At 68.4% G+C, this 22,244-nt stretch carries 16 protein-coding genes and 3 pseudogenes; 1 reads left to right on the top strand and 18 read right to left on the bottom strand.

All coding sequences use genetic code 11. The features are described from left to right. Positions 1–542: 542 nt before the first annotated feature. The 10 genes and pseudogenes from ACFYOH_RS40950 to ACFYOH_RS40905 form a co-directional block, all read right to left on the bottom strand. Entirely contained in the window at positions 543–2,150 is a 1,608-nt protein-coding gene (locus ACFYOH_RS40950) for a DUF2637 domain-containing protein (RefSeq protein WP_388636459.1), read from the bottom strand. Between the two features lie 536 nt (positions 2,151–2,686). Next, positions 2,687–3,760, bottom strand: a pseudogene (locus ACFYOH_RS40945) (ParB/RepB/Spo0J family partition protein); the annotation flags it as partial. Positions 3,761–3,936: 176 nt separating this feature from the next. Further along, positions 3,937–5,202, bottom strand: a pseudogene (locus ACFYOH_RS40940) (ParA family protein). Between the two features lie 231 nt (positions 5,203–5,433). Next, entirely contained in the window at positions 5,434–5,796 is a 363-nt protein-coding gene (locus ACFYOH_RS40935) for a hypothetical protein (protein ID WP_388636457.1), read from the bottom strand. Positions 5,797–5,924: 128 nt separating this feature from the next. After that, positions 5,925–6,257 (bottom strand): annotated as a pseudogene (locus ACFYOH_RS40930) (recombinase family protein); the annotation flags it as partial. Positions 6,258–6,728: 471 nt separating this feature from the next. Next, the gene (locus tag ACFYOH_RS40925) at positions 6,729–7,496 is read right to left on the bottom strand and encodes a glucose 1-dehydrogenase (RefSeq protein ID WP_388636455.1); all 768 of its coding nucleotides are present in this window, start codon (positions 7,494–7,496) and stop codon (positions 6,729–6,731) included. A gap of 37 nt (positions 7,497–7,533) precedes the next feature. Then, entirely contained in the window at positions 7,534–8,796 is a 1,263-nt protein-coding gene (locus tag ACFYOH_RS40920) for an MFS transporter (RefSeq protein WP_388636453.1), read from the bottom strand. A 34-nt stretch (positions 8,797–8,830) separates the two neighbouring features. Beyond that, positions 8,831–9,178, bottom strand: a complete 348-nt coding sequence (locus ACFYOH_RS40915) for a cyclophilin-like fold protein (RefSeq protein WP_388636451.1) — start codon at positions 9,176–9,178, stop codon at positions 8,831–8,833. Between the two features lie 249 nt (positions 9,179–9,427). Continuing rightward, on the bottom strand, positions 9,428–9,838 hold the full coding sequence (locus tag ACFYOH_RS40910) for a cupin domain-containing protein (RefSeq protein ID WP_388636449.1): 411 nt from the start codon (positions 9,836–9,838) through the stop codon (positions 9,428–9,430). Positions 9,839–9,861: 23 nt separating this feature from the next. Next, on the bottom strand, positions 9,862–10,878 hold the full coding sequence (locus ACFYOH_RS40905) for a zinc-dependent alcohol dehydrogenase family protein (RefSeq protein WP_388636447.1): 1,017 nt from the start codon (positions 10,876–10,878) through the stop codon (positions 9,862–9,864). Between the two features lie 212 nt (positions 10,879–11,090). Between ACFYOH_RS40905 and ACFYOH_RS40900 the strand changes: the two genes are divergently transcribed. After that, positions 11,091–11,978 carry a helix-turn-helix transcriptional regulator gene (locus ACFYOH_RS40900; protein ID WP_388636445.1) on the top strand — a complete coding sequence of 296 codons (888 nt, stop codon included), beginning with the start codon at positions 11,091–11,093 and terminating at the stop codon, positions 11,976–11,978. An 81-nt stretch (positions 11,979–12,059) separates the two neighbouring features. On the opposite strand, the gene ACFYOH_RS40895 is transcribed toward ACFYOH_RS40900, so the two are convergent. The 8 genes from ACFYOH_RS40895 to ACFYOH_RS40860 all read right to left on the bottom strand — a co-directional run bounded on the left by ACFYOH_RS40895 (position 12,060) and on the right by ACFYOH_RS40860 (position 22,075). Beyond that, on the bottom strand, positions 12,060–14,645 hold the full coding sequence (locus ACFYOH_RS40895; RefSeq protein WP_388636443.1) for a Tn3 family transposase: 2,586 nt from the start codon (positions 14,643–14,645) through the stop codon (positions 12,060–12,062). Positions 14,646–14,657: 12 nt separating this feature from the next. Further along, the gene (locus ACFYOH_RS40890; RefSeq protein ID WP_388636441.1) at positions 14,658–15,095 is read right to left on the bottom strand and encodes a DUF4158 domain-containing protein; all 438 of its coding nucleotides are present in this window, start codon (positions 15,093–15,095) and stop codon (positions 14,658–14,660) included. 349 nt (positions 15,096–15,444) lie between these two features. Next, a complete protein-coding gene (locus ACFYOH_RS40885; protein WP_388636439.1) occupies positions 15,445–15,933 on the bottom strand; it encodes a hypothetical protein in 489 nt (162 codons plus the stop codon). A gap of 198 nt (positions 15,934–16,131) precedes the next feature. Further along, the gene (locus ACFYOH_RS40880) at positions 16,132–16,506 is read right to left on the bottom strand and encodes a DUF6300 family protein (RefSeq protein WP_388636437.1); all 375 of its coding nucleotides are present in this window, start codon (positions 16,504–16,506) and stop codon (positions 16,132–16,134) included. Next, positions 16,488–20,090 carry a DNA polymerase III subunit alpha gene (dnaE, locus tag ACFYOH_RS40875; protein WP_388636435.1) on the bottom strand — a complete coding sequence of 1,201 codons (3,603 nt, stop codon included), beginning with the start codon at positions 20,088–20,090 and terminating at the stop codon, positions 16,488–16,490. The genes ACFYOH_RS40880 and dnaE overlap by 19 nt, the downstream gene beginning before the upstream one ends. Before the next feature lie 853 nt (positions 20,091–20,943). After that, entirely contained in the window at positions 20,944–21,315 is a 372-nt protein-coding gene (locus tag ACFYOH_RS40870) for a fic family toxin-antitoxin system, toxin component (protein ID WP_388636433.1), read from the bottom strand. Next, positions 21,312–21,569 (bottom strand): hypothetical protein, encoded by a 258-nt coding sequence (locus ACFYOH_RS40865; protein WP_388636431.1) that lies wholly within the window; start codon positions 21,567–21,569, stop codon positions 21,312–21,314. Before ACFYOH_RS40865 ends, ACFYOH_RS40870 begins: the two co-directional genes overlap by 4 nt. Further along, a complete protein-coding gene (locus ACFYOH_RS40860) occupies positions 21,566–22,075 on the bottom strand; it encodes a transposase (protein WP_388636430.1) in 510 nt (169 codons plus the stop codon). Before ACFYOH_RS40860 ends, ACFYOH_RS40865 begins: the two co-directional genes overlap by 4 nt. Between the last annotated feature and the right edge of the window lie 169 nt (positions 22,076–22,244).

The following is a 22,244-nucleotide window of genomic DNA, read 5'->3' as shown; positions in this document are numbered from 1 at the left end:
GTTCACCAAGGAGAGTTACGCGGTGGCCCGCCTCCTGTTCAGGGAGCGGTACTCATCCGTGGAAGTGCGCCCCGGGCAGACGCCCGCGCACTCCCGGCCGCTGATCGCCAACACCACGACGAGGGACACGATCCTCGAGGCGGCGGCCCTGATCGATCCCAAGCTCGCACGGCCATGACCGATCAGGGCGGGCAAGCCGGGTGTCGGTCGCAGGGCAGCGGGCGCATGCGGCCCCCAGATCGGTCACGGCGGCCCATGACCGATCCACGCCGATCGGTCATGACCGATGACCGGTCGACGGGCTATCGGTCATCGGTCACGCCGGTGGATCGGTCATGACCGATCCACCCCGAGGCCATCGGTCACGGTCTACGCGGCGCTCCAATCGGCCATGACCGACCGGCTCGGATCGGTCATGGGAGACCGCCACGTTCCTCCCGCCCTGACGGGCAGACGATCCGGGGACATGCTTCGGGCCCGGACGCTGACGCCCGGGCCCGAAGCATGTGTGGAGCCGCAGCGGCTCACGCCGACCGCAGGGGTCAGTCGCTGCGAACCGAGCGCAGGTGTGCGCGGCCGCGATCGCGCCGCTGCTTTTCCAGGATCTCCTTGGCCTTGATGACGTCACGCTGCCCTGTCTTGGGAGAGACCTCATTGCGGCGGGCCGCTTCGGCGCCGGACAACTTCTTGCCGTTCGCCTCCGCCTCGAGCAGCCACTGGACGACGCGCTCGATCCGCTGGCCCTCGGTCAGCTCATCCACCGGCGTTTCGGCGACCTGCTGCTCGGGGATGCGCGCCGTGGCTTCGCTTGTGTCCGTCACCGTCGCCTCCCAGGACGCCGCATCCCCGTCCGTGCCGCCCGCGGCCGAACCGGCCGTGAAGTCGAGAGCGGTCTGCCGCGGCAGCCGGCCACCGGCGGCCGGCGTGTCAGTCGCGGACGCCATGGGCGCGAGCACCGGCTCGGCGACGGGCGCCGCCTGGGGCGGTGCAGCGGTCGACGTGACCGACGGACCACCGAAGTGCGGATGCCCGGTGACCGATGCAGGGTGTGCGGCCGGATCGGTCATGCCGGTGGACGGGATGTCCGTGACCGACGGATCGGTCACCCACTCCCCTGGGTTCTCGACGCGGCGCCGCAGCTCTCTGACGACCGGCACGAGTTCCTTCTCGGCGACCGGGCCATCATGCGACGGGTCGGTGATGCCGTAGCCGTCCGCGAGGAAGAGGGCGAATTGGCGGGCGGTGGGGAAGTCGCCGTGGTGGTTGAGGTACTCGGCGTATGCCGTGGGGAAGCTGGAGTGCGAGTCCGCGGTCAGCTCCAAGGTGGCTACGTCGACCGGCTCTTCGACGAGCGCCTTTGGCTGTGCGTCGACGGTCTCCTCGGCGGCCCCGCCCGCGTCCAGGGCCCGGTGATGCTCAGCGCTCGCGGGCGCGAGCGGCATCGGATCGGCGTCCGGCGCCAAGCCGGCGAGGATGGGCATGGACTCGTCGATCCCGGCGGCCGCCAGCCCGGCAGGCGCCGTCTCCGCGCGCGGCATCCCGTAGCGGGCAAGCCGCAGCGGCATCAGTGACTCCACCGGCGCTTTGCGCTTCCATGCCCGGCCGAAGCGCGAGCGCAGCCGTGCCTGGTAGACGAGCCGTTCCTGCTCGAGCCGGATGACGTGGTCGTAGGAGCGTAGCTCCCACAACTTCATACGGCGCCAGAGAAGGAAGGTGGGGACGGGCGAGAGCAGCCAGCGGGTGAGGCGGACGCCCTCCATGTGTTTGTCGGCGGTGATGTCGGCGATGCGGGCGATGGCGTGCCGGGCCGCCTCGACGGCGACGACGAACAGCACCGGGATGACCGCGTGCATGCCGACTCCCAGCGGGTCCGGCCAGGCGGCGGCGCCGTTGAAGGCGATCGTCGCCGCCGTCAGGAGCCAGGCCGTCTGCCGCAACAAGGGGAAGGGGATGCGTATCCAGGTCAGCAGCAGGTCCAGCGCCAGCAGGACGCAGATGCCTGCGTCGATCCCCACCGGGAACACGTAGGAGAAGTTCCCGAATCCCTTCTTGAGGGCAAGCTCCCGCACGGCTGCGTACGAACCAGCGAAGCCGATCCCGGCGATGATGAGCACTCCGGTCACAACCACACCGATAAGAATGCGGTGCATCCGGGTGAGCTGCAGTGGGCTCCTCCTCGTCCCCGCGGCCACCGTTTCTGTCCCCTCTCCGAGCGTGAGACTGATCGGTCATCACACTTTCACGGCTGAGACCGGCACACAGCCGATCGGCTGTGCACGGTCCCTGATCATCGATCAAACGATTGATCCCAGATCCCTAGGGATTGCTGGGCTTCCTGGCGTCCGCGGTTACTTCCGTCCCTGTACGCGCCTCAAGACTGCGGTCCGATCCCCGCCTTCGAACTGGCTCAGTGGCGAACAGGTGCGGCCCGCGGCAGTACGGCAAGACGGGTGCGCGAAGCCAGCCATGTCCTATGGCGCACGCTCGGAGCCGAACGCGGTGGCTTTGTGAAGCGCTAGCGAGACGAAGGACGGTCATAGCCGTTCGGTAGGCGCTGCCATGCCATGCAGCGAAGGGCTTGTTCGGCAGTATCAGCTCTCCCCCTTCACCGCATGGCCGTCCCCCTTGGTGGCCGGAGTGGCAGCCGAGGGGTCAGCTCCGTCGGCCAGAGCTGACCCTCCTACAGCTACCTCTGGGCCTGTCCGATCCGAGTGGCGGCTCGCTCGGCAGCCGAGCTCGCTACCCTCCTGAGCCGAGCTGGATCTCTTTCGAGGGCTGTGGTCGTCAGGAACTGGAGCAAGGCGAAGAACGTGTCGTCCGACTCGATCTTTCTGTCCAGGAGCATCGCGAGGGAGCCAGGCTCGTCGTAAGGCACACCGCGGACTCGGGCGCCAGAAGCAGCGTCCTCATCGGTCCTCGTGGTCGACGAGTCCGTTCGTGGCTCTGGAACAGCCTGCTTGGGTGTTTCGCCGGCCACGTGGTCTGCCACTCGGGGGCGTGCGCGAGTTCCGTTGGACGCGCCGTCCCCTATTACGCCGTAATAGCCGTCGGTCGTTTCAGCCCGCTGCTCTGTCGTCTCCTCAGACGCCTGCTGGCCCTGGGCGCTCAGCGAGGACCTGATGGGCGTGCGTTCCTCTATTACGCCGTAATAGCCGTCAGGTGTACCGTCTCCTTCGAGGGCCGGGGCCTCCTCAGACCGAGCCTTCCGGCGGCCCGACGGACGCCGCTCTTCTTCCTTCCGGGCCCGCTCTTCCTTGAGCTCCTCGAGGGCGGCCTCCTGTTCTGCGGCGGGCTTGTTCGCGACAGCACGCAGCAGATCGATGGGCTCTTCGCCGATGAGGGCCTGAAGTTCGGGAGTGAGGTTGAGGAGCGCGAGGCGCTGAGATACCCAGCCTTGTGAACGGTGGAGTCGCTTGGCCAGCGCGGTCTGGCTTCCGTGGATGGCCAGGAGGCGCTGAAGTGCTCGGGCTTCGTCCAGTTCCGGAAGATCTTGTCGGTGGATGTTGGCGACGAGGGCTGATTCGAGCAGTTCCTCGGAGTTGGCGCCCTGATCGTCGCTGACCAGCACCTTGACCGCAGGGAGTTGTGCTTCACGGGCGGCAGCGAGTCGGCTGCTGCCATCGATGACCACGTGGGTCGTGTTGGGTTCGAGGTCCGCTTCACGCTCGGGGTTCGCCTTGATGTAGGCGTCGCGGTTCATGACCGTGATCGCCTGCTTCTGCCCATGCGTCTTCAGGCTGCCCGCGAGGTCAGTGAGGTCACCCAGGCTGGAGCGGGGGTTGTCTGGGTTGAGACTGACCCTGTGCGGGGGAAGCTCGCTGGGCGGGGCTACACCGTCAGTGGGCACTCCAGTGGCGGCGGCGACGGCCTGACGGCGTGCGCTCACAGGCCGTACTGCGGCGCTGAAGCGGCCGGCTCCCAGCTGGTCGGCCTTGCTCATGCGATCTCCCGGGCCAGTGCTCGCATGCCGATCGCCTGCTGCGATTTGGGGGCGTAGGCGAGCAGGGGGGCGCTTCATTCGGACTGCTTCCTTCTGTTCTTTGAGGTCCCCGATGAGGCCGACGACTCGTGGATCCTTTATGTCGATCCACCCCTGGAGTGAGGAGGTGGCGATGAAGCCGCGGCGGGAATCGTAAAGGTTGACGACGATGCCGAGGTAGTCGATGTCGACCATGAGGTCGTTGCGCAGGTCGTCGATCTGCGTCGTGAGTAGGTCGTAGGCGTCGGCGGAGCTGTCTTCCGCCTGCACCACGATCAGGGCGCCGGACTGGCCGGGCTTTTCGCCGTCACGACGCCGGCCGTAGTACGCGGCGGCGTCCATGCTGAGGCCGAGGCTGGGAGGGCAGTCCACGAGGATGACGTCGTAGTCGGCCTCGAGCGGGGCAAGGGCCCGTTCCAGCGCGGCTTCCCTGGCTCGCACGGCAGACAGGCGGACGTCGAGCAGGAAGGCGTCGTTGCAGGCGGGCAGAAGGTGGAGTCGGCCACCGAAGGTGCCGTCGTCGATGGAGATGATGAGGTCGCGGAGGTCGCCCTTGGGGTCTCCTGCCATGTGGTTGGTGAGACTGTCACCGTTCATCGGCAGAGGTGCGCCACCGAGCTGGTTGGTGAGGTGGCACTGGGGATCGAAGTCGACGAGCAGAACGCGGAGCCCGAGGCCGGGGAGGTTCTCGATGTCCAGTGGATCGTCGTCGGCCAGTTCGTCACCGGATTGAACGTCGCTCGCACGGAGCGCCTCGGCGAGGGCCTTCGCCACACGGACGGCGTGCAGCCTGTTGGCGTCTTCAGCAAGTGCCTCGCCGACACCAGCGGTGATGGCTGTCTTCCCGACGCCGCCTTTCTGGTTGCAGACGATGATGCGACGGGTGATCTCGGGCCGTGCGACGCCCGGAGCCGGGTGGGTGTCGAGCCACAGTTGGACCGACTGGGCCAGGCCTTGGATCAGGGAGACACGGCGGTCGGTGGCGACTTGACGGAACTGGTCCCACTGAACAGGTGGCAGGAAGGTGGAGAAGGAGTCAGCACCTGCGGTGTCGATCGTCGCACGGGTGGAGGCGAGAGCGCACCATTCCCGATGCCTTCTTCGACGGCTGCCTGGATCTCGACGCCGCGCTGCGCAGCTCTGACTTTGAGGTTCTGCCGGAGCCATCCCGGCAGTTTGGAGACGACCTTTTCGCGGTCGCTGGAGGGGGCTGGCGAACTCATGGGTGACACCTTACTAACGTCCAACGCCCTTGGAAGCATCGACACGTTAGTTTGGCACTTTTGGGGGCGGGTCAGCTGCGACGAACTTCCCAAACCTCTCAGGCATCAGCCCCGTCCGCCCAGCGGCGTCGAGGCGGCTGCGGGCTATTACGGCGTAATAGCCCGCAGGCACCCGGCGCCAAGGCCCTGTTCTCCCGAAGCTACGGCGAAGTGACAAGTAGCTCTGTGTAATCAGAGTGACGCTCGGTCAGGGAGCGCGAGGCGGGGTCCGGGGACTTCGCCGGCTTGGAGGGCGGCAAAGTCGGCGTGGGCCTGCTCGACGGCTTCGGGGTATGCCTCGCGCTTGGCATGTTCGGCGAGCGCCCGGTAGATGCTGGCCACGGAGGGGCTCTGTCCCTTGCGCTTGCCGGTGGGGATGATCAGGTCGGGCTGGATCTGCTCGACGGACTCACCGAGTGCCCGGCGGCGGAGCACGGTGTGGAGCATGTCCTCAGTGATGACCGGCGGTCGGCCGCCGTGCTTGCCCTTGCGGGCCGCGGTGTCGAGCCCCTCCAGCGTCGACTCGCGGATGTTCTCCCGCTCGGTCTCCGCCATCGCCGCGAAGAACGCGAACAGCAGCTTCCCCGGCCCGGTGGGGTCGAGATACCGGGCAGGGGACCTCCGAGCATCTCCAGGACCAGGCCGTGGGCGGTGAGGTGGTCGGCAAGCGCGGTGAGTTCGGCGGCGTCACGGCCGAGCCGCTTCATCTCGTACACGGTGAAGATGACCCGGCAGTGCGGTGCATGCGCCTTGACCTCCCGCGCGGTTCGCAGCGCCTCCTCGAACTTCGGCCGTACGCGGACCCGGGTGCTGATCTTCTCGCTGAAGATCTTGTCCCTGGGGATGCCGTGCTTGCTGAGCGTGTCGAGCTGGGAGTCGAGTTCCTGCCCGAGGGTCGAGCACCTCGCGTACCCGATGCGGATGTCCGCGCTCGGCAGGTCCGGGTCGATAGGCGCCGGCGGCGGGGTGCCGGGCCGCCAAGGCCGACCCGGGCCGCGGTCGGCCGGGGTCGGCACCCGCAGCGCCTTCTTCAGTCGGGGCACCAGGGTGAAGCGGCGGGTGTGGTAGGCGGAGGCGACCGCGCCGCCGCGCGAGCGGCAGAGCGAGGCGGGCTGCGCGTCACACTTCGGACAGGCGTGCTGTTCGACGTCGTCGGCGTCCGACCGTTCGGTTACGGAGGGCTGCTGAGGGTCCGTCACGGGTCCGGGTTCTCGCACAATGCAAGTCTCAGAAGGGGGTCCGTCCCGCTTTTGAGTGAGAACGTGTGCTGAGAACGAATCCGGGATTGACGGGGGTTCGGCGACTCGTAATTGATCTTGCTCGCACAAAGGGCCGTTTGCGAGAGTCTGCGGTCCGCGATCGCGTCCTGCGGCCCGAGGGATTGGTTGCGGGAGGCGCCGCGAGTTCGAGCTCGGTGACGCCGGGGTTCGGAGCCCGCCGTGCGGAGGTGGAACGCCTCGGGTGGCTGCGGCCGGGCTGGCGTTGGGTTACTGGGCGGTGTAACCGCCGTCGACGGGGAGGGCGACGCCGACCACGAAGCTGGCGCCCGGGCTGCACAGCCACAGGACGGCCTGGGCCATCTCCTCGGCGGTGCCCAGACGGCCGATGGGCTGGTTGCCTTCGGCTTCGGCGCGGTCGAGTTCTCCCTTGGCGATCATGTCGTGGACCATGGGGGTGTCGATGGTGCCGGGGCAGATGGCGTTGATGCGGATGCCGCGCGGGGCGTATTCGAGGGCGGTGCTGGTGGTCAGGCCGATCACGCCGTGCTTGGAGGAATGGTAGGAGGCCCGTCCGGGGATGCCGACCAGGCCGCCGAGGGAGGAGCAGTTGACGATGGCTCCGCTGCCTTGTGCGCGCATGTGGCGCAGTTCGTGCTTCATCGCGGCCCAGACGCCGCGCAGGTTGATGGCGTGGACCTTCTCGAACTGGTCGAGGGGTTCGTCGGCGGCGTCGGTCGGCGGGATCTGGATGCCGGCGTTGTTGTAGGCCATGTCGAGGCGGCCGAAGGTGTCGACCGTGCGATCGACGGCGGCGGCGACCTGGTCCTCGTCGGAGACATCGCAGACCAGGGCGAGGGCCTTGTGACCTGCGTCGGTGAGGTTCTTCACCACGTCGGTCACTGCGGCCTCGTCGACGTCGGCGAGGGCGACCGCAGCGCCGGAGGCGGCGAAGGCACGGGCAGTGGCCAGGCCCATGCCGGAGCTGGCGCCGGTGATGAAGGCGACCTGGCCGGTGAAGTCGTAGGTGGGGTTCATGAGTTACTCCTTGCGGGTCGTGCGGGGAGGTGCCGGTTCAGGAGTGCAGTGACGTCGCTTCATCCCTGTCTTGCGGTGCTGGGGCCCCTGCGTCGAAGGCGCCCCGGGCGACGACGCGGGTCGTGCCGCGTTTGGCGGAGGGGGCCAGGGCGGTCAGCGGCAGCAGGGTCAGGGCCGCGAAGAGCGCGCCGACGAGGGCAGGTCCGGTGACGCCGAGGGAGGAGGCGAGGGCTTGGCCGGCGAGCGCGGAGCCAGCGGCGATGCCGGTGTTGTAGGCGGACGTGGTCAGTGCCGAGGTCAGGGTGGGGGCGTCGCCGGCGAAGCGGACGGCGAGGGCGGTGACGACAGGGTTGATCGTGAACCCGGCCAGCGCCATGAGGAAGATCAGGGCGACGGCGGACGCCGGAGTCGTGGAGAGCGGGATGAGGGCGAGCAGGGCCAGCGCGGTCGCCGCGGCGGCCGGAATCGTCGTGGCCATCGGTCGGCGGTCGCCGAACCGGCCACCGATCACGGTGCCGCCCAGCGCGCCGGCGCCGAAGGCGACCAGGACCAGCGGCACGGCACTGGCCGGGATGCCGGCCCGCTCGGTCAGGAGGGGGGTGATGTACGTGTAGGTCGCGAGGACGCCGCCCATGATCAGGACGGCGGCGGCCAGCGCCAGCCACAGCCGGCCCTGCCGCAGCGCACGGATTTCGCGGCGCACGGAAATCCGGGCGTGCTGCTCCATGCGGGGGATGAACCGGCCGATCATCATGGCGCCGAGCGCGGCCAGGATGGCCAGCGCCCAGTACAGGGCGCGCCAGCCGGTGATGTGCCCGGCCAGCGAGCCGACGGGGACGCCGACGACGTTGGCGAGGGTCAGGCCGCCCATCATCACGCTCACGGCCCGGGTTGCGTTCGCCGGCCCGGCGGCGGTGGTGGCGATGACGAAGCCGACGGCCCAGAACGCGCCGGTGGCCAGGGCGGTGACGAACCGGGCGGCCAGGACGACGGTGAAGGAACTGGTGAGGGCCGCGACGACGTGACCGGCCGCGAAGACCGCCAGGGCGAGAACGAGGGTCAGGCGCTGGGGCATGCGCAAGGTGGCCAGGGCCATGGTCGGTCCGCCGACGATCATGCCGACGGCGAAGGCGGTGATCAGCAGTCCGGCGTGGGAGACGCTGGCTCCGAGGTCGGGGGCGATGTCCGGGAGGATCCCGGCGATCACGAACTCGGTGGTGCCCATCAGGAAGGTGCCAGCGGCGAGCACCCACACGACGAAAGGCAGGTTGCCCGACGCGGAAGCGGCGGGGTGGGGCATGAGAAAAGCCTCTTTCCGTACTCGGGGGTGTGGTTCACGCGGCGGGCGCGAGGGTGATCCGCTCGGCCCGGGCCAGCTGTTCGGCGGGGACGTCGAGGTGGCCGAGAATCAGCAGGTCCGCGGAAGGGGCGGGGCCGTCGTGGTAGAAGAGGGCCAGGTTCCCCCAGGGCGCGTAGTAGGCGAGGTCTCCCGCCTTGGCCGCGGACGGTGGGGGCGCCCCGTCGGTGGTGAGCTTGCGCGGCGGGTAGCCGATGCGCTCGGTACCGTGGAAGTCCTTCAGCTTCACGGTGAGTGGGAGCAGGCTCGCCAGGTCGCGGGCGGCGGGGCTGTCGTTCAAGGTGGCGTGAGTTTCGTGGCCGTCGATGGTCAGGCGAATGCGCATGGAGTTGGCCCTGTTGGATGGTGCGGAGGTCTCGTGCGTCGACGCCGGCTGACGCGAAGAGGGGGAAGGTGCAGGCGACGGGTGATCGCTGCAGGCCGTCACGGCCAGGACCAGCAGGGGGAGGCAGCTGCAGATACGTAGAAGGGCGCGAAGCACGGTCCTGCGCGAAGCACGGTCCTGCCTCTCTTGATGGGGCGAACGAGCCGCCCGCGTGGACCCGGGTCCGGGACGTGGCGGCATGGCGCGGGTTCAGCTGGTCGCCGGGGCGGCGGCGTATTCCTCGTCGGTGACGGGGGTCAGCCAGTGCACGACGTCGTGGTCGGCGTCGCCCTCGTTGATGGCCAGGTGGACCATCAGCCGGTTCGGTGCGGCGCCGTGCCAGTGCTCCTCGTCGGCCTCGAACAGGACGCGGTCACCGGGCCGGATGACCTCCACCGGTCCGCCGCGGCGCTGGCACAGACCGACGCCCTCGGTGACGAAGACGGTCTGGCCGAGCGGGTGGCGGTGCCAGTGGGTGCGGGCGCCGGGCATGAAGTGCACCAGGGCGGCGGTGACCCGGGACGGCTCGGGCGCGGCGGCGACGGCGTCGATGTACACGTCGCCGGTGAACCAGTCGGCCGAGCCCTTGACGGTGTCGACCGAGCTACGGGTGATCTGCACGAAAGCTCCTTGTAGGGCGTGAGTCAGGGCTTGAGGAGGGTCTTGATGGCGCGGCGCTCGTCCATCGTCTTGTAGCCTGCGGCGACCTGGTCCAGGGGCAGGGTGAGGTCGAAGACCTTGCCCGGGTCGATCGCGCCGGTCAGGACCCGGTCGATGAGGTCGGGCAGGTAGCGGCGTACGGGGGCGGGGCCGCCGCGCAGGCCGACGTGGGAGAAGAACAGCTCCTGCCCGTCGATTGCGACCTCATGGGGTACACCGACAAAGCCGACGTTGCCACCGGGCCGGGCCGAGTGCAGGGCCTGGCTCATGGCCTCGGCGGTGCCGACGCACTCCAGGACGGAGTCGGCGCCGATGCCGTCGGTCATCTCCTTGATCTTCTCGACACCCTCCTCGCCGCGCTCGGTGACGATGTCGGTGGCGCCGAACTCCCGGGCGAGCTTCTGCCGTGTCTCGTGGCGCGACATGGCGATGATCCGCTCCGCGCCCATCTCCTTGGCCGCGATCACGCCGCACAGGCCGACCGCGCCGTCGCCGACGACCACGGCGGTCGCACCGGGCTTCACCTCGGCGGCGTCGGCAGCCCACCAGCCGGTACCCATGACGTCGGACACGGCCAGCAGGCCGGGCCAGAACTTCTCGTCCGGCACCTCGTCGGTGGCGACCAGGGTGCCCTGGGCGTTGGGGATGCGGACGTATTCGGCCTGGCAGGTGGACATGAACTCGCGGTGCAGGCAGCTCGACTGGAAGCCGTTCTTGCAGTGCGCGCAGGTGTTGTCGGAGGTCGCGAAGGAGCCGACGACGAACTGGCCCGGCTTCACCGAGGTGACCGCGGAGCCGACCTCCTCCACGAAGCCGACGTACTCGTGGCCCATGGGGTGCGGGTCACCGATCGGCTCGGCACCGCGGTAGGGCCACAGGTCCGAGCCGCACACGCAGGTCACGGCCGTACGGATGACGGCGTCGGTCGGCTTGAGGATCTTGGCGTCCTTCACGGTCTCGAAGCGGACGTCGCCGGGGGCGTAGATCATTGCTCCGCGCATGGGAGAGGTTCCTTTGCTTGCCGAGGCGTGCGATCCCGGATGCCGGGGCCGTCGCCGAGTGCAGGGCCAGGTGCAAGATCCCGTCGTGATGACCGGGCGGAAAGCACCACGTCATCCAGGTAACCCGCTTCCCGCACCCGTAGCGAGACACCATCAAGGGGTGTACTGCCAGTACATCCCTGTGGACACGGGCGGGACGTACCGTCGAAAGCGTGGACAACCAAGCAGAGGTCCGCGAGTTCCTGACCTCGCGGCGAGCGAAGATCACCCCCGAACAGGCCGGGCTGCCCTCCGGCACCCGCCGGCGCGTGCCGGGCCTGCGCCGCAGCGAGGTCGCCGCCCTGGCCGACGTGAGCGTGGAGTACTACGCCAAGCTGGAGCGCGGCAACCTTACCGGCGTCTCCCCGGCCGTCCTCGAAGCCGTCGCCCGCGCCCTCCAGCTCGACGACGCCGAGCGCGCCCACCTGCTGAACCTCGCCCAGGCTGCCGACGGATCCGACACTCTCACCCGGCCCCGCCGCCGCACCGCACGTCCGTGGACAGCGCACCGCAGCCTGCAATGGGTCCTCGACGCCGTCACCGCCGGGCCCGCCTTCGTCCGCAACGGCCGCATGGATCTGCTGGCCGTCAACCGGCTCGCCCGCGCGTTCTACGCCGACGTCTACGCCACGGCCGCGAACCAGACGAACCTGGCCCGCTTCCAGTTCCTCGACCCCGCCTCGCGCCGCTTCTACCCGGACTGGGACCAGGCCGCCGACGTCGTCGTCGCCATCCTGCGCACCGAGGCGGGACGCAACCCCCACGACAAGGACCTTCACGACCTCGTCGGCGAGCTGTCCACCCGCAGCGACGCCTTCCGCACCCGCTGGGGCGCGCACAACGTCCGCCACCACGGCACCGGTACCAAGCGCTTCCACCACCCGGCCGTCGGCGACCTCACGCTCGCCTACGAAGGACTGGAGATGGCCGCCGAACCCGGCCTCACCCTCACCATCTACACCGCCGAACCCGGCTCGCCCTCCGATGAGGGCCTGCGACTGCTCGCCTCCTGGGCAGCCACTCAGGAGGCCGGCACTGCTGTGGGACAAGCCGCCGACTGACCGATGCCGAACGCACTGCCCACGGCCGACAGGAAGAACCCGAGCCGGCCGCGCCAGCCGCCGCTGCCGCCCCTGCGGACTTCAGACCCAGCCGGCGCTGCCGCCCGCGGGCTGGGCCGTGGAGGCTCCTGGCGCCGTGCGGGGGACAGGCACCATGGAGGCCAGGGCGGCGAGGTCGAGATGAGAGTTCATGTCCAGCTCGAACCGGCCGTAGGGGTTCACGTGTGTCCAGAACAGCGGGGACAAGGCCCGCCGGTCGGCGTCGGTGAGCCGCTTCTGCCACTTCTCCTCGCTCAGAATGTCCTGGAGGAGGAGGGTGTTGACGTGCACCAACGCCGACTGGAGCAGGTGTAGGGCGAGCATCGAGACTTCCTGGGACTCCTTGTCGGAGCCGGTCAGGTCGCCGTCCTTGCCGTAGAACAGGTCGTGGTTGGCGGAGTTCCAGTTCTCCACGACCTGGAGACCGTCGTTGATCTCGCGCCGCAGCTCGGCGTCAGCGAGGTAGTCGCAGATGAACGCCGTGCGCACCGCCCGCCCGAGTTCCTCGATCGCGCGGTAGGTGGGGTGCTTTGGGCCGCCGCGGGTGAAGTGCCGCAGGACCTGCTCGGCCTCGGCGGTGCCCAGGCGCAGGGCGGTGGTGTACTTCACGATCTGGTCGTACTGCTGGCGGATCAAGTCCCAGTCGATCGTCTTGGTCGACAGCACCGGCGACAGGTTCGGCCACTTCTCGTCCTCCCCTGCCGCCGGCCGGTACAGGCGCGCGGAGCCGACGTTCTTCAGCCTGGGCAGCAGGTTGAAGCCGAGCATGTGGGCGAAGGCGAACCCGACGATGGAGGCGCCGTGCGTGTCGGTGTACTGCCGGTCGATCTCCACGTCCGTGCAGTGCCGCAGCACGCCCTCGATCATCGCGGCGACCTCGGACGCTGAGCAGGACTTGAGCTGGCTGTAGACGCACAGCGACTTCTTCTCGACGTGCCAGTAGATCATCACCCCGGGGCCGCGGTACCGCTGGTGCCACTCCGTCATGAAGTTCGAGCTCCAGGAGCCGAACTTCTTGGAGTCGGACGCGCAGGCGGTGCCCTCGCCCCACCACGCCTCGTCGCGGGCGGCGAAGGTGGCGTTGACCAGCCGTACCAGTGCCGCGCGCAGGTTGGTCCGGTTGACGAACAGGTGCCGTACCCGGCGCAGGACAGCCTCGCTCTCGCCGTGCTTGCCGGTGACCGCGACCCGCTTGATGCCCATGTTCGTCCCCAGCGCGAACAGCACCAGCAGCAACCGGCGCCGCAGCACCGCCTTCGGCACCGCCTCCCTGGTGGCGACCGAGGTGAACTCCGAGGTGAAGCCGGTGGCGAACTCCGCCTCCTTGAGGATGTCGATCAGGTCGATGGTGCCCCACCGGCGCTCGATCTCCGCCTTCAGTGCGACGAGGTTCTCCGGCTCCTCCTGCTTGCCCAGCGGTGAGACCTTGATCCACGGCTCACCATGCCGCTTCACGATGTCCACCCCGCCCGTGGTGCCCAGCTCAAGCGCGGTGTCGAAGCGGGTCAGGGCCTCCCGCAGTCGCTTCTGGAGGGCCTCGATGAACTTCTCCGGGTCCTGCGGCTGGCGGATCGCGCCGTAGTGCACATCACGGTTGTCCTCGAAGTCCGGCGGCAGATCGTCTTCCGGGTTCTGCCACCGGTTCGCGCCCGGCACCCAGATCTCCCGCCGCCGCAGCGCGTCCCGCAGCGCCACGAGCACGCACAGCTCGTACGGGATGCGCTCGACCCGGCCGCGCTCGTCCACGACCGCCTTGCGCCATTCATCGCGCACCACGCCCGCGAGCGGGATCTTCTCCGCCTCGTCGAAGAACGCGCCCTCCCTGGCGATGGGCTGGTCCAGGTACCGCTCGAGCAGGTCGATCGCGTCCATCACCGGTCGGTAGGCGGTGTTGTTGCACTTCAGATCCAGCGCGTTCAGCAGCGGCGAGAGCATCCGCCGCCAGTGGTTGGAGTACGACGAGCGCAGCACCATACGCACCCAGGCCCGGTACCGCGCCTCGTTCGCCGCAGCCTCCGCCGCCAGCGCCTTCAACGTGGACTCCCCGGCCACCGGATAGATCACCTTGCGGAGCGTGCCGCCCGGCTCCGCGACCGCCGCCTCCGCCAGCCGCAGCAGAATGCCCTCCTTGCCCCGCACCCGCTTGAGCTCCTTGGTGAACTCGCCCTCGACCTTCTTCTCCGCCCGCGTGTTGATCTTCTGGACGAGCTGGATGAACAGCTCCACCAGAGAGTCGGTGATCTCCGTCTCCCGCACGTGGCATAGCGCGGCCAGCAGCGTGTACCGCACCGGCCCTGCCGCCGCGCGCAGGTCCGAGGGGTACTCCTTCGCCGCCCGCGCCCGCCAGGCCGCCACCAGCTTCCCCGACACGTCCGCGAACAACTCCGGCGGCAACTCCAGCGCCCGCACCCGCTGGAGCTTGTTCACCTCCGCCAGCAGACTGTCCAGCCCCAACGCTCCGGGATCGGCCTTCAGCTCGGTGAAGAACGTGCCCCCGCCGCCCGCGCTGTCGTCCGCGCCGGTGTCCTCGGCGATCAGATCATCCAGCCGGGACCGGGTCGCGGCCGACAGCCGGCCCACCGTGGCCGCGCAGAACCGTTCCTCGAAGGTGCTGACCGCCTTACCCACCAGCCGGGCGACCTACCCTGGGGCCGGCGGCTCCAGCCGGTCCTTGCGGCAGCGGGCCACCACCGCCTCCGCGAGCCGGTCCCGATTCAACTCCACCCCGCACAGCTCGACCGCCAGCCACTCGGCGAGCTGGGCCTGGTGCTCCTCGGTGCACTCACGGAAGCCGAACACGCCCCGGATCTCCATCCGGTGCCGCTTGATCGCCCGCCCCAACCAGTCGTAGGCGGCCCACTCCCCCGCGGGCACCCTCACCTGCTGAGCGACGTACGACACCGCCGGCACCGGGATCTCCCCGGCGTCCTCCGGGAACCGGGCCTCCACCTCGAAGAACTTCAGCAACAGCGCGAACCCCAACCGGTTCGCCCCCGACTTGTTCCGCAGCCGTTCCTGGTCCTCCTCCAGCAGCGTCCAGACCTCGATCAGGTCCTCCGGCTCCCACTCCTGCCGCACTCAGGGCTCCTTCCGGTCGTCATGACCGGACCAACCTCTCCGAGCACGGTCCCCGATGAGCCCAGAGAATCGAAACCACTGACAAGCCCATCCCTGATCCGCTACAGAGAGCTACTTGTCACTTCGCCGTAGCTTCGGGAGTACAGGGCCCTGTCCAGCGGGGCCAACTGCAGTGCTCGGTCACAGCCGCCGTCTGCCTGCTCTACCAGGCCCGCGGTGGCGCCGAGGCCGCACGGCCTCGCGCACACGCCGACCGGCAACCACAAATGCGCGTCCCCCCGTGACGGGCTATGGATCAGGCGACGAGCGCGGCGACGCGAACGGTGACCCGGGCTGAGCGCAGCGAGACTCACCCGAAATTCTGGTCGAGGAGGCCGGACGGGAGCGGGGACGGCGTCGCGCTCGCCTCAAGCGCCTGGATGCGCCGGTTGTAGTAGTCCACGTCGTGCGGCTTGAGGATGTAGTCCTCGATCTGCCCGTCGGGCTGGGGCGCCTGGAGCGTGAGCGTGCCTCCGCTGAGGGTGCCCTTGAGGGCGGTGCCGCCGACCTCAAAGTCGACGGTCAGGGTCACGCGCTCGCCCTTGACGCTTCCGCTCACCCTGCCGTGCCGATGCTGGACGTCGGTGCCGTCCACCTGAGTCGTGTCGAGCGTGCCGGTGACGGTCGTGCCGGACGTGTCGGTCTCCAGCATGGTGACGGAGTTGTAGTCCTCGCCGACGAGCGTGTGCGGCAGCCCGAGGCCGCTGTCCCCGGCGTCGGTGGAGCTGCCGGAGCCGCAACCGGCCACCGTGACCAGGCAGATGACGGTGACGGTCAGCGCCGCGGGTCTGACGTGCATGGTGCCCCCAGGGGTGAGGGCGCCACCGTAGCGCCGGTTCGCCGCCGTGCCCAGGGAGTCCGGGCATGGTGGTGACCGCGTGATCTGCGATGCCCGGTGCGTCTCATTCGTAGCTGCCCTCAACGGCTGGTCGCTGAGGAGAGCAAGGGCTGGGTATCGCAAGGGTGACGTGGCCCAATTGACTATCAGCCCTGAAGGTCAGAGCTCGCCGCGGTGCCACTGGTCGTGGTTGCTGGCGAGAAGGTCGAGGTCGACATATTCCTGGCGCAGGGACTCGACCCATGCTGCCACCAAGCCTCCGAAGGCTTCGAAGTCGGTCGCGTCCAGTCTGTCGCAGACCGTAAGGAGCTGTAACAGGGCTTCGGTATCCCGCTTCCCCTGGTCGCAGACCGAGCACAGTGTGCTCTCGCGCAGGCCTTCGATTCTTTGCCCGTTGCTGTTTGTCCAGGAGTGTGGGAATCGGGCCAGCAGAAGGGCTGGTCCGTCGCATCGTGTGCACGGCGGAGGGGTATCGACCCGGAGGTGGATTTCCTCGTTGCTGGCGTTTGGATCTTTCACGCGACGCCTTGCCATGCATCGGGTCCGAATGATCCCTTGATGTCGGAGGCGATCGTGGTGGCGTTCACGGTGGCCTGCAAGCGGTAGACGATCGTCTTTTGCACTCCGCGCACCGAGAGGTGAACTGGGTTCTCGCCGGGGTGAGCCCCCACGATGCGCCGGAGTTCCCTGACCGCGGGCTCGTTGATGCGGTGGTAGGGCATCGTGAGCACTACGGGGGCCGTGCCGGTGCGTTCTGCTGAGGTGACGTCGAGTACCTGCAGTTCCTGTCCGAAGATACTGATCGTGCCGTCTCGGTCGTTGATGCGGCCCTGGACGGACACGACGCTGTCTTCGACCAGGGCGCCAGCGACGAGTTGGTACGTGGCGGGGAAGAAGAGGACTTCGATCGTGCCGTCCCGGTCGGCAAGGTTGACGATCGCCCAGCTGTTGCCCTGCTTGGTCACCTTCAGCTGGACGCCGGTGATCAGGCCCGACAGGCGCACGATGCCCTCAGTGCGGCCGGAGGACACCAGGTCGACGATCGTGGTGTCGCGGTTGGCAGCGAGAATGTTCTCGGTGCCGTCCAATGGATGGGCCGAGACGTACATGCCGAGCATCTCGCGCTCCGTGGACAGGAGCTGCTTGCGCGGCCACTCCTCCTCACCGATCTTCATCTCGAGGCCGAACCCGGAGTCGTTGCCGCCGCCGTCGGCGCCACCCAGGCCGGCGAACAGGTCGTCTTGCCCGTACGCGGCGGCCTTTTTCAGCGGTACGACCGCGTCGACTGCCATCTCGTGCACGGCTGCCAGGCCCTTGCGGGTGTGCCCGAGTGAGTCGAACGCGCCGGCCTTGATGAGTGAGTCGATGGCCCGCTTGTTCAGCGCGGGCAGGTCGACCTTGTCGAGGAAGTCCTGGAACGAGGTGAACTTCCCCTTGGCCTTCCGCGCCGTGATGATCGAATCGATCACGTTCTCGCCGACGTTGCGCACCGAGAGCAGGCCGAACCGGACGTCATCGCCGACGGCAGCGAACTCGGCCAGGGATTCGTTGACGTCCGGCGGCAGGACGGTGACACCGAGCTTTCGGGCGTCTGCCAGGTACACGCCGGCCTTGTCCTTGTCATCACCGACGGAGGTGAGCAGCGCGGCCATGTACTCGGCCGGATAGTTGGCCTTCAGGTACGCGGTCCAGTAGGAGACGAGCCCGTATCCGGCGGTGTGGGACTTATTGAAGGCGTAGCCGGAGAACGGGAGCATGACGTCCCAGATCGCCTTGGTGGCTTCTTCCGAGTAGCCGTTGCCCGTCATACCGGCGTGGAAGTTCTTCCACTCCGCGGCCAGGACCTCGGGCTTCTTCTTGCCCATCGCGCGGCGCAGCATGTCGGCGCCACCGAGGGTGTACCCGGCCAGGGTCCGGGCGATGGCCATGATCTGCTCTTGGAAGATGAGCAGGTGATGGGTGCTGCCCAGGATCGGCTCGAGGACGTCCTTCAGTTCCGGGTGGATGGGGTCGGGCTCCTGCTTGCCGTTCTGCCGCAGCGCGTAGTTGGTGTGCGCGTTGGCAGCCATCGGGCCGGGCCGGTACAGCGCCAGGGCGGCCGCGATGTCCTCGAATCGGGTCGGCTCCATCAGCTTCAGCAGCGCGCGCATGCCGCCGCCATCGAGCTGGAACACACCGAAGGTGTCGCCTCGGCCCAGCAGTTCGAAGGTCTTCTTGTCATCCAGCGGGATGACGATGGTGTCCTTGTCGCCGTTCATCGGGTCGACGGTGGCCAGCTTGACACCGCGGTTCTCCCGGATGTTCTGCAGGGCGTGGTCGATGACGCCCAGGTTCCGCAGACCCAGGAAGTCCATCTTGATCAGACCCATGGCTTCGCACGACGGATAGTCGAAGCCGGTGATCTTCACGCCGTCGGAGGCCCGCATGTGCAGCGGGATACGGTCCGTCAGCTTCGTCTTGGACAGGATGACCGCGGCCGCGTGAACGCCGGTGCCCCGGGTCAGGCCCTCGACACCCTTAGCGGTGTCGATGACCTTCTTCACGTCCGGCTCGTTCTCGTACATCTGCCGGATCTCGCCGGCCTCGCCATAGCGGGGGTGCTCCGGATCGAAGATGCCGTCGAGCGGAATCGACTTGCCCATGATGTCCGGCGGCAGCGCCTTCGTGATGCGCTCACCGTGGGAGAAGGGGTAGCCGAGAATCCGTGAGGAGTCCTTGATCGCGTTCTTGGCTTTGATCTTGCCGAACGTGTTCACCATGGCGGTGTACGCGTCGCCGTACTTCTCGGTGACGTAGCGCACCATCTTGTCGCGCTGCCGGTCGTCGAAGTCGAGGTCGACGTCCGGCGGGTTGATGCGCTCGGGGTTGAGGAACCGCTCGAACAGCAGGCCGTGCTCCAGCGGGCACAGCTCGGTGATCCGCGTCGCGTACGCCACGATCGACCCGGTGGCCGAACCACGGCCCGGCCCGACCGGGACCCCGTTGTCACGGGCGTACTTGCAGATGTCGGCGACCACGAGGAAGTAGGAGGAGAACCCCATGGGGCCGATGACCGACATCTCGGTCTCGAAGCGCTCCAGCACTTCGGCAGGGATCGGGTCGCCGTAGCGCATGGCGAGCCCCTTGAGGACCTCCTTACGCAGCCAGGACTCCTGCGTCTCCCCCTCCGGCACGTCAGGGAACTGGGGCATCTCGTCGACGTAGTCGAAGACCTCGTCATACGAGCTGACCCGCTCCGCGATCACCAGCGTGTTGTCACACGCCGCCGGCAGCTCGGAGAACAGGGCCCGCATCTCCTGCGCGGTCTTTAGGTAGTAGCCGCTGCCCTGGAACCGGAACCGCTTCTCGTCGGCCTTGTTCTTCCCGACACCGATGCACAGCAGGTTGTCGTGCGCGTCGGCCTGATCCTCGTGGATGTAGTGCGCGTCGTTCGTGGCCAACAGCGGGACGTCCAGCTCCTTGGCCAGACGCAGCAGCCCGTCCCGGACCTCCCGCTCGATGGACAGCCCGTGATCCATCAGCTCCAGGAAATAGTTCTCCTTCCCGAAGATGTCCTGGTAGCAGGCAGCGACCTCACGGGCCTCGTCGTACTGCTTCAGCCGCAACCGGGTCTGGATCGCGCCGGACGGGCAGCCGGTCGTCGCGATGATCCCCTCGGCGTGCTCACTGATCAGCTCCATGTCCATGCGCGGCTTGCCCGCCGGGAACTGGCCCGTGTAGCTGGCCTCCGTCGACAGGTAGAAGAGGTTACGCAGACCCTGCGCACCCGCCGCCCACATCGTCATGTGAGTGAAGCGGCCACCGCCGGAGACGTCCTTCGAGCCCTCGCCGTCGTCTGACATGGCACGCTGCCCGCCCGGACCCCAGAACTCCTGCTTCCGGTTGCGCCGCGACGACGGAGCGACGTACGCCTCGATCCCGATGATCGGCTTGACGTTCTCGAAGCCCTTGGCCACCTGGTGGAACTCGTACGCGCCGAACATGTTGCCGTGGTCACTCATTGCGACGGCCGGCATGCCCTGCTTCGCGACCTCGGCGAACATCGGCTTGAGCTTCTGGGCACCGTCGAGCATCGAGTACTCGGTGTGGTTGTGCAGGTGAACAAAGGACCGGGACACCGGGTGCGCACCTCCGCGACGGGGTCAAGAGGAAGGCCTCAGGCTACCCCTCGCCCCCACAGTTCCAGGTCTCGCACACCCAGCGAACTACCCTTATTTGCAAGGGAGTTGATGGATCACATGCCCGTCACGCCAGGGGATCTGGCATCTGCTGAAGGCCATCCATTCGGCGTGTCGGAGCCCACCGGCCCCGTTGTCATGGCGGCGGGCAAGACGGGCACTGGCTGCTGCGCGGGCTTCCTCCCCGGCCCACCTGCGGTGCTGCGTCAGCTCGTCGAACGCAGCAGATGGCAAGAAGACTCTCCGTACACGGCAGCAGAACGTGATGGCCTGGAGAAGACCGCTCTACCAGGGCGCTGAGGTCCGGATGTGGCGTGTTGCGGCGAGAGCATCTCGGACAGCGCTCACGTGGGTTCGCACCCGAGCAAGCGCGGCAGTGTCAGCGCCCGCGATGGCCGACGGCCTTACGCCACATGAACGCTCCTGCAAGCGCCGGGCCGTGCCCCACCGCAGACTAGGAGCGGAGCCTGTCCGGGACCCCTCGCACGTCGTCCCGGGCGGGCCGCAAGCCGTCGAGCGTGAGCTTTCGGCACCCACCACGTCCAGGCAGTTCGGCGATCGCTATCGAACGACCTCTACGGGCGTGAGCAGCATCCAGCTGTCCAGGCCAGAAGCAAGCGGCGCACCTACGGGACGGAACCCGTCAACATCGGGACCTCCCGCCCGTCCACGTGCTGCCCCACCGGGACACCGCGCCCTTCGCCGCCTGGCTGCGCGATCAACCGCGGGCGGAGATCGTCTGCCCCGACCGTGACGCCGAACAAGGCCTTGCTGTGCCGCCCCGGGCCGGAATTCAGGGTTTCCAGGTACGCAGAAAGGAGGCAATCCGGGCGGCGGTGCAACGCGGATTATTGAGCTCGTGGGCGAGTGCGGTGAGCTGTTCGCGAGTGGGGTTGACCGGGATGTTGCTGGCCTCGAGATACATGACCGCAACGGCACAGGCGACGGTGAGATTTGAGCGCTCCAGCCAGCGGCAGCGGCCCAGAGTGTGCACCAGGGCGGCGGCGCGGGCGTAGGCGCCGTCATAGACGGGATGCTCGAGGAGCTCGCCGCGGTGGCGGGCGACAGCGGCGATGGGCACACCGTAGTCGTCGGCAGCCGGGTCGCGGTGCCCGGCCCGTTCCGCCACCTCAAGGATCCAGGATTCGTCGACGTGCAGGATCACGCGGCGGCGCCCGGCTGCTGCTGGTCGTACGGCGCGTCGAGCTGCTCCTCCAGGTCGTCGAGGAACGTGCCGTGCTCGTCGATGAGCCGCTGGGCGGCCGTCATGCCGGCGGCGCGGGCACCGGTGGTGTCCTCGATGATGAGTCGCTCCACGTACTTGTTGAAGTCCAGCCGACGGGCGCGCGCGGCGGCCTTGCCAGCCTCCAGTACGTTCTCTTCCAGCCTGACCTGCGTCTGTTTCTTCACGGAAGTCACACCAGTATGGTAGCAGGGTGGTAGCAGGCAGGGGGCGGCCCGTACGATACGCAGTGCGCAGCTCCTGTCCCCATCCACGAACCCTTGAGCGGACAGGGTGCGGGGGCCATCCCGATGGTGCGGACGGTGAGCTGGCGCAGGCGGGCGAGATAGGTGCCGTCCGCCAGGACGTGCAGTTGGGCGGGGCGGCGGGTGGATTTGAGCCGTACCAGGAACTGGGCGCCGGTCGCGACGAGGTCGGCGAGGAAGGCGTTGGCGTCGAAGCCGCGGTCGACGAGCACCAGGTGCCGGTCGTCCAGCAGGGGCAGCAGGCGGGTCGCGTAGGCGGTCTCGCCCGCGGTGGTAGGGCCGAAGCAGGCTCCGAGCAGGCCGCGGGTGCCGGTCTCCACGAGTGTCATCAGCATGACGGTGGGGTAGCCGGCCCAGGCGAGCCGGTAGCGGATCTTTCCCAGCCAAGTGCGAGCGCGGATCGTGCGCGGCTCCAGGTGCGGCGCGGACAGCACCACGCGGAACGTCGCCTGTACGGGGGGAGGCGGCGGCACCGGTACGCCCGACGTCGTGGCGACGGCGGGCCTCGGAGCGGAGCGCGGCCTGAAAGACGGCCAGGATCCGGCGGCATAGACGGCGTCGGCGACGTGCCAGACCTGCCCGTCTCCGGGACGGAAGCGCGTGGTG

The organism is Streptomyces sp. NPDC007856 (assembly GCF_042868225.1).
In the GTDB taxonomy this organism is placed as follows: domain Bacteria; phylum Actinomycetota; class Actinomycetes; order Streptomycetales; family Streptomycetaceae; genus Streptomyces.
The sequence above is the reverse complement of the archived record's forward strand: the minus strand, read 5'-3'. Positions and strand labels throughout refer to the sequence as shown.

Excerpts from the sequence above, each read along its gene's own strand:
- ACFYOH_RS40950 (WP_388636459.1), bottom strand. The coding sequence starts at position 2,150 with ATGCACCGCATTCTTATCGGTGTGGTTGTGACCGGAGTGCTCATCATC.
- ACFYOH_RS40880 (WP_388636437.1), bottom strand. The coding sequence starts at position 16,506 with ATGGCAAGGCGTCGCGTGAAAGATCCAAACGCCAGCAACGAGGAAATC.
- ACFYOH_RS40935 (WP_388636457.1), bottom strand. The coding sequence starts at position 5,796 with ATGGCGGAGACCGAGCGGGAGAACATCCGCGAGTCGACGCTGGAGGGG.
- ACFYOH_RS40905 (WP_388636447.1), bottom strand. The coding sequence starts at position 10,878 with ATGCGCGGAGCAATGATCTACGCCCCCGGCGACGTCCGCTTCGAGACC.
- ACFYOH_RS40885 (WP_388636439.1), bottom strand. The coding sequence starts at position 15,933 with ATGCACGTCAGACCCGCGGCGCTGACCGTCACCGTCATCTGCCTGGTC.
- ACFYOH_RS40925 (WP_388636455.1), bottom strand. The coding sequence starts at position 7,496 with ATGAACCCCACCTACGACTTCACCGGCCAGGTCGCCTTCATCACCGGC.
- ACFYOH_RS40915 (WP_388636451.1), bottom strand. The coding sequence starts at position 9,178 with ATGCGCATTCGCCTGACCATCGACGGCCACGAAACTCACGCCACCTTG.
- ACFYOH_RS40920 (WP_388636453.1), bottom strand. The coding sequence starts at position 8,796 with ATGCCCCACCCCGCCGCTTCCGCGTCGGGCAACCTGCCTTTCGTCGTG.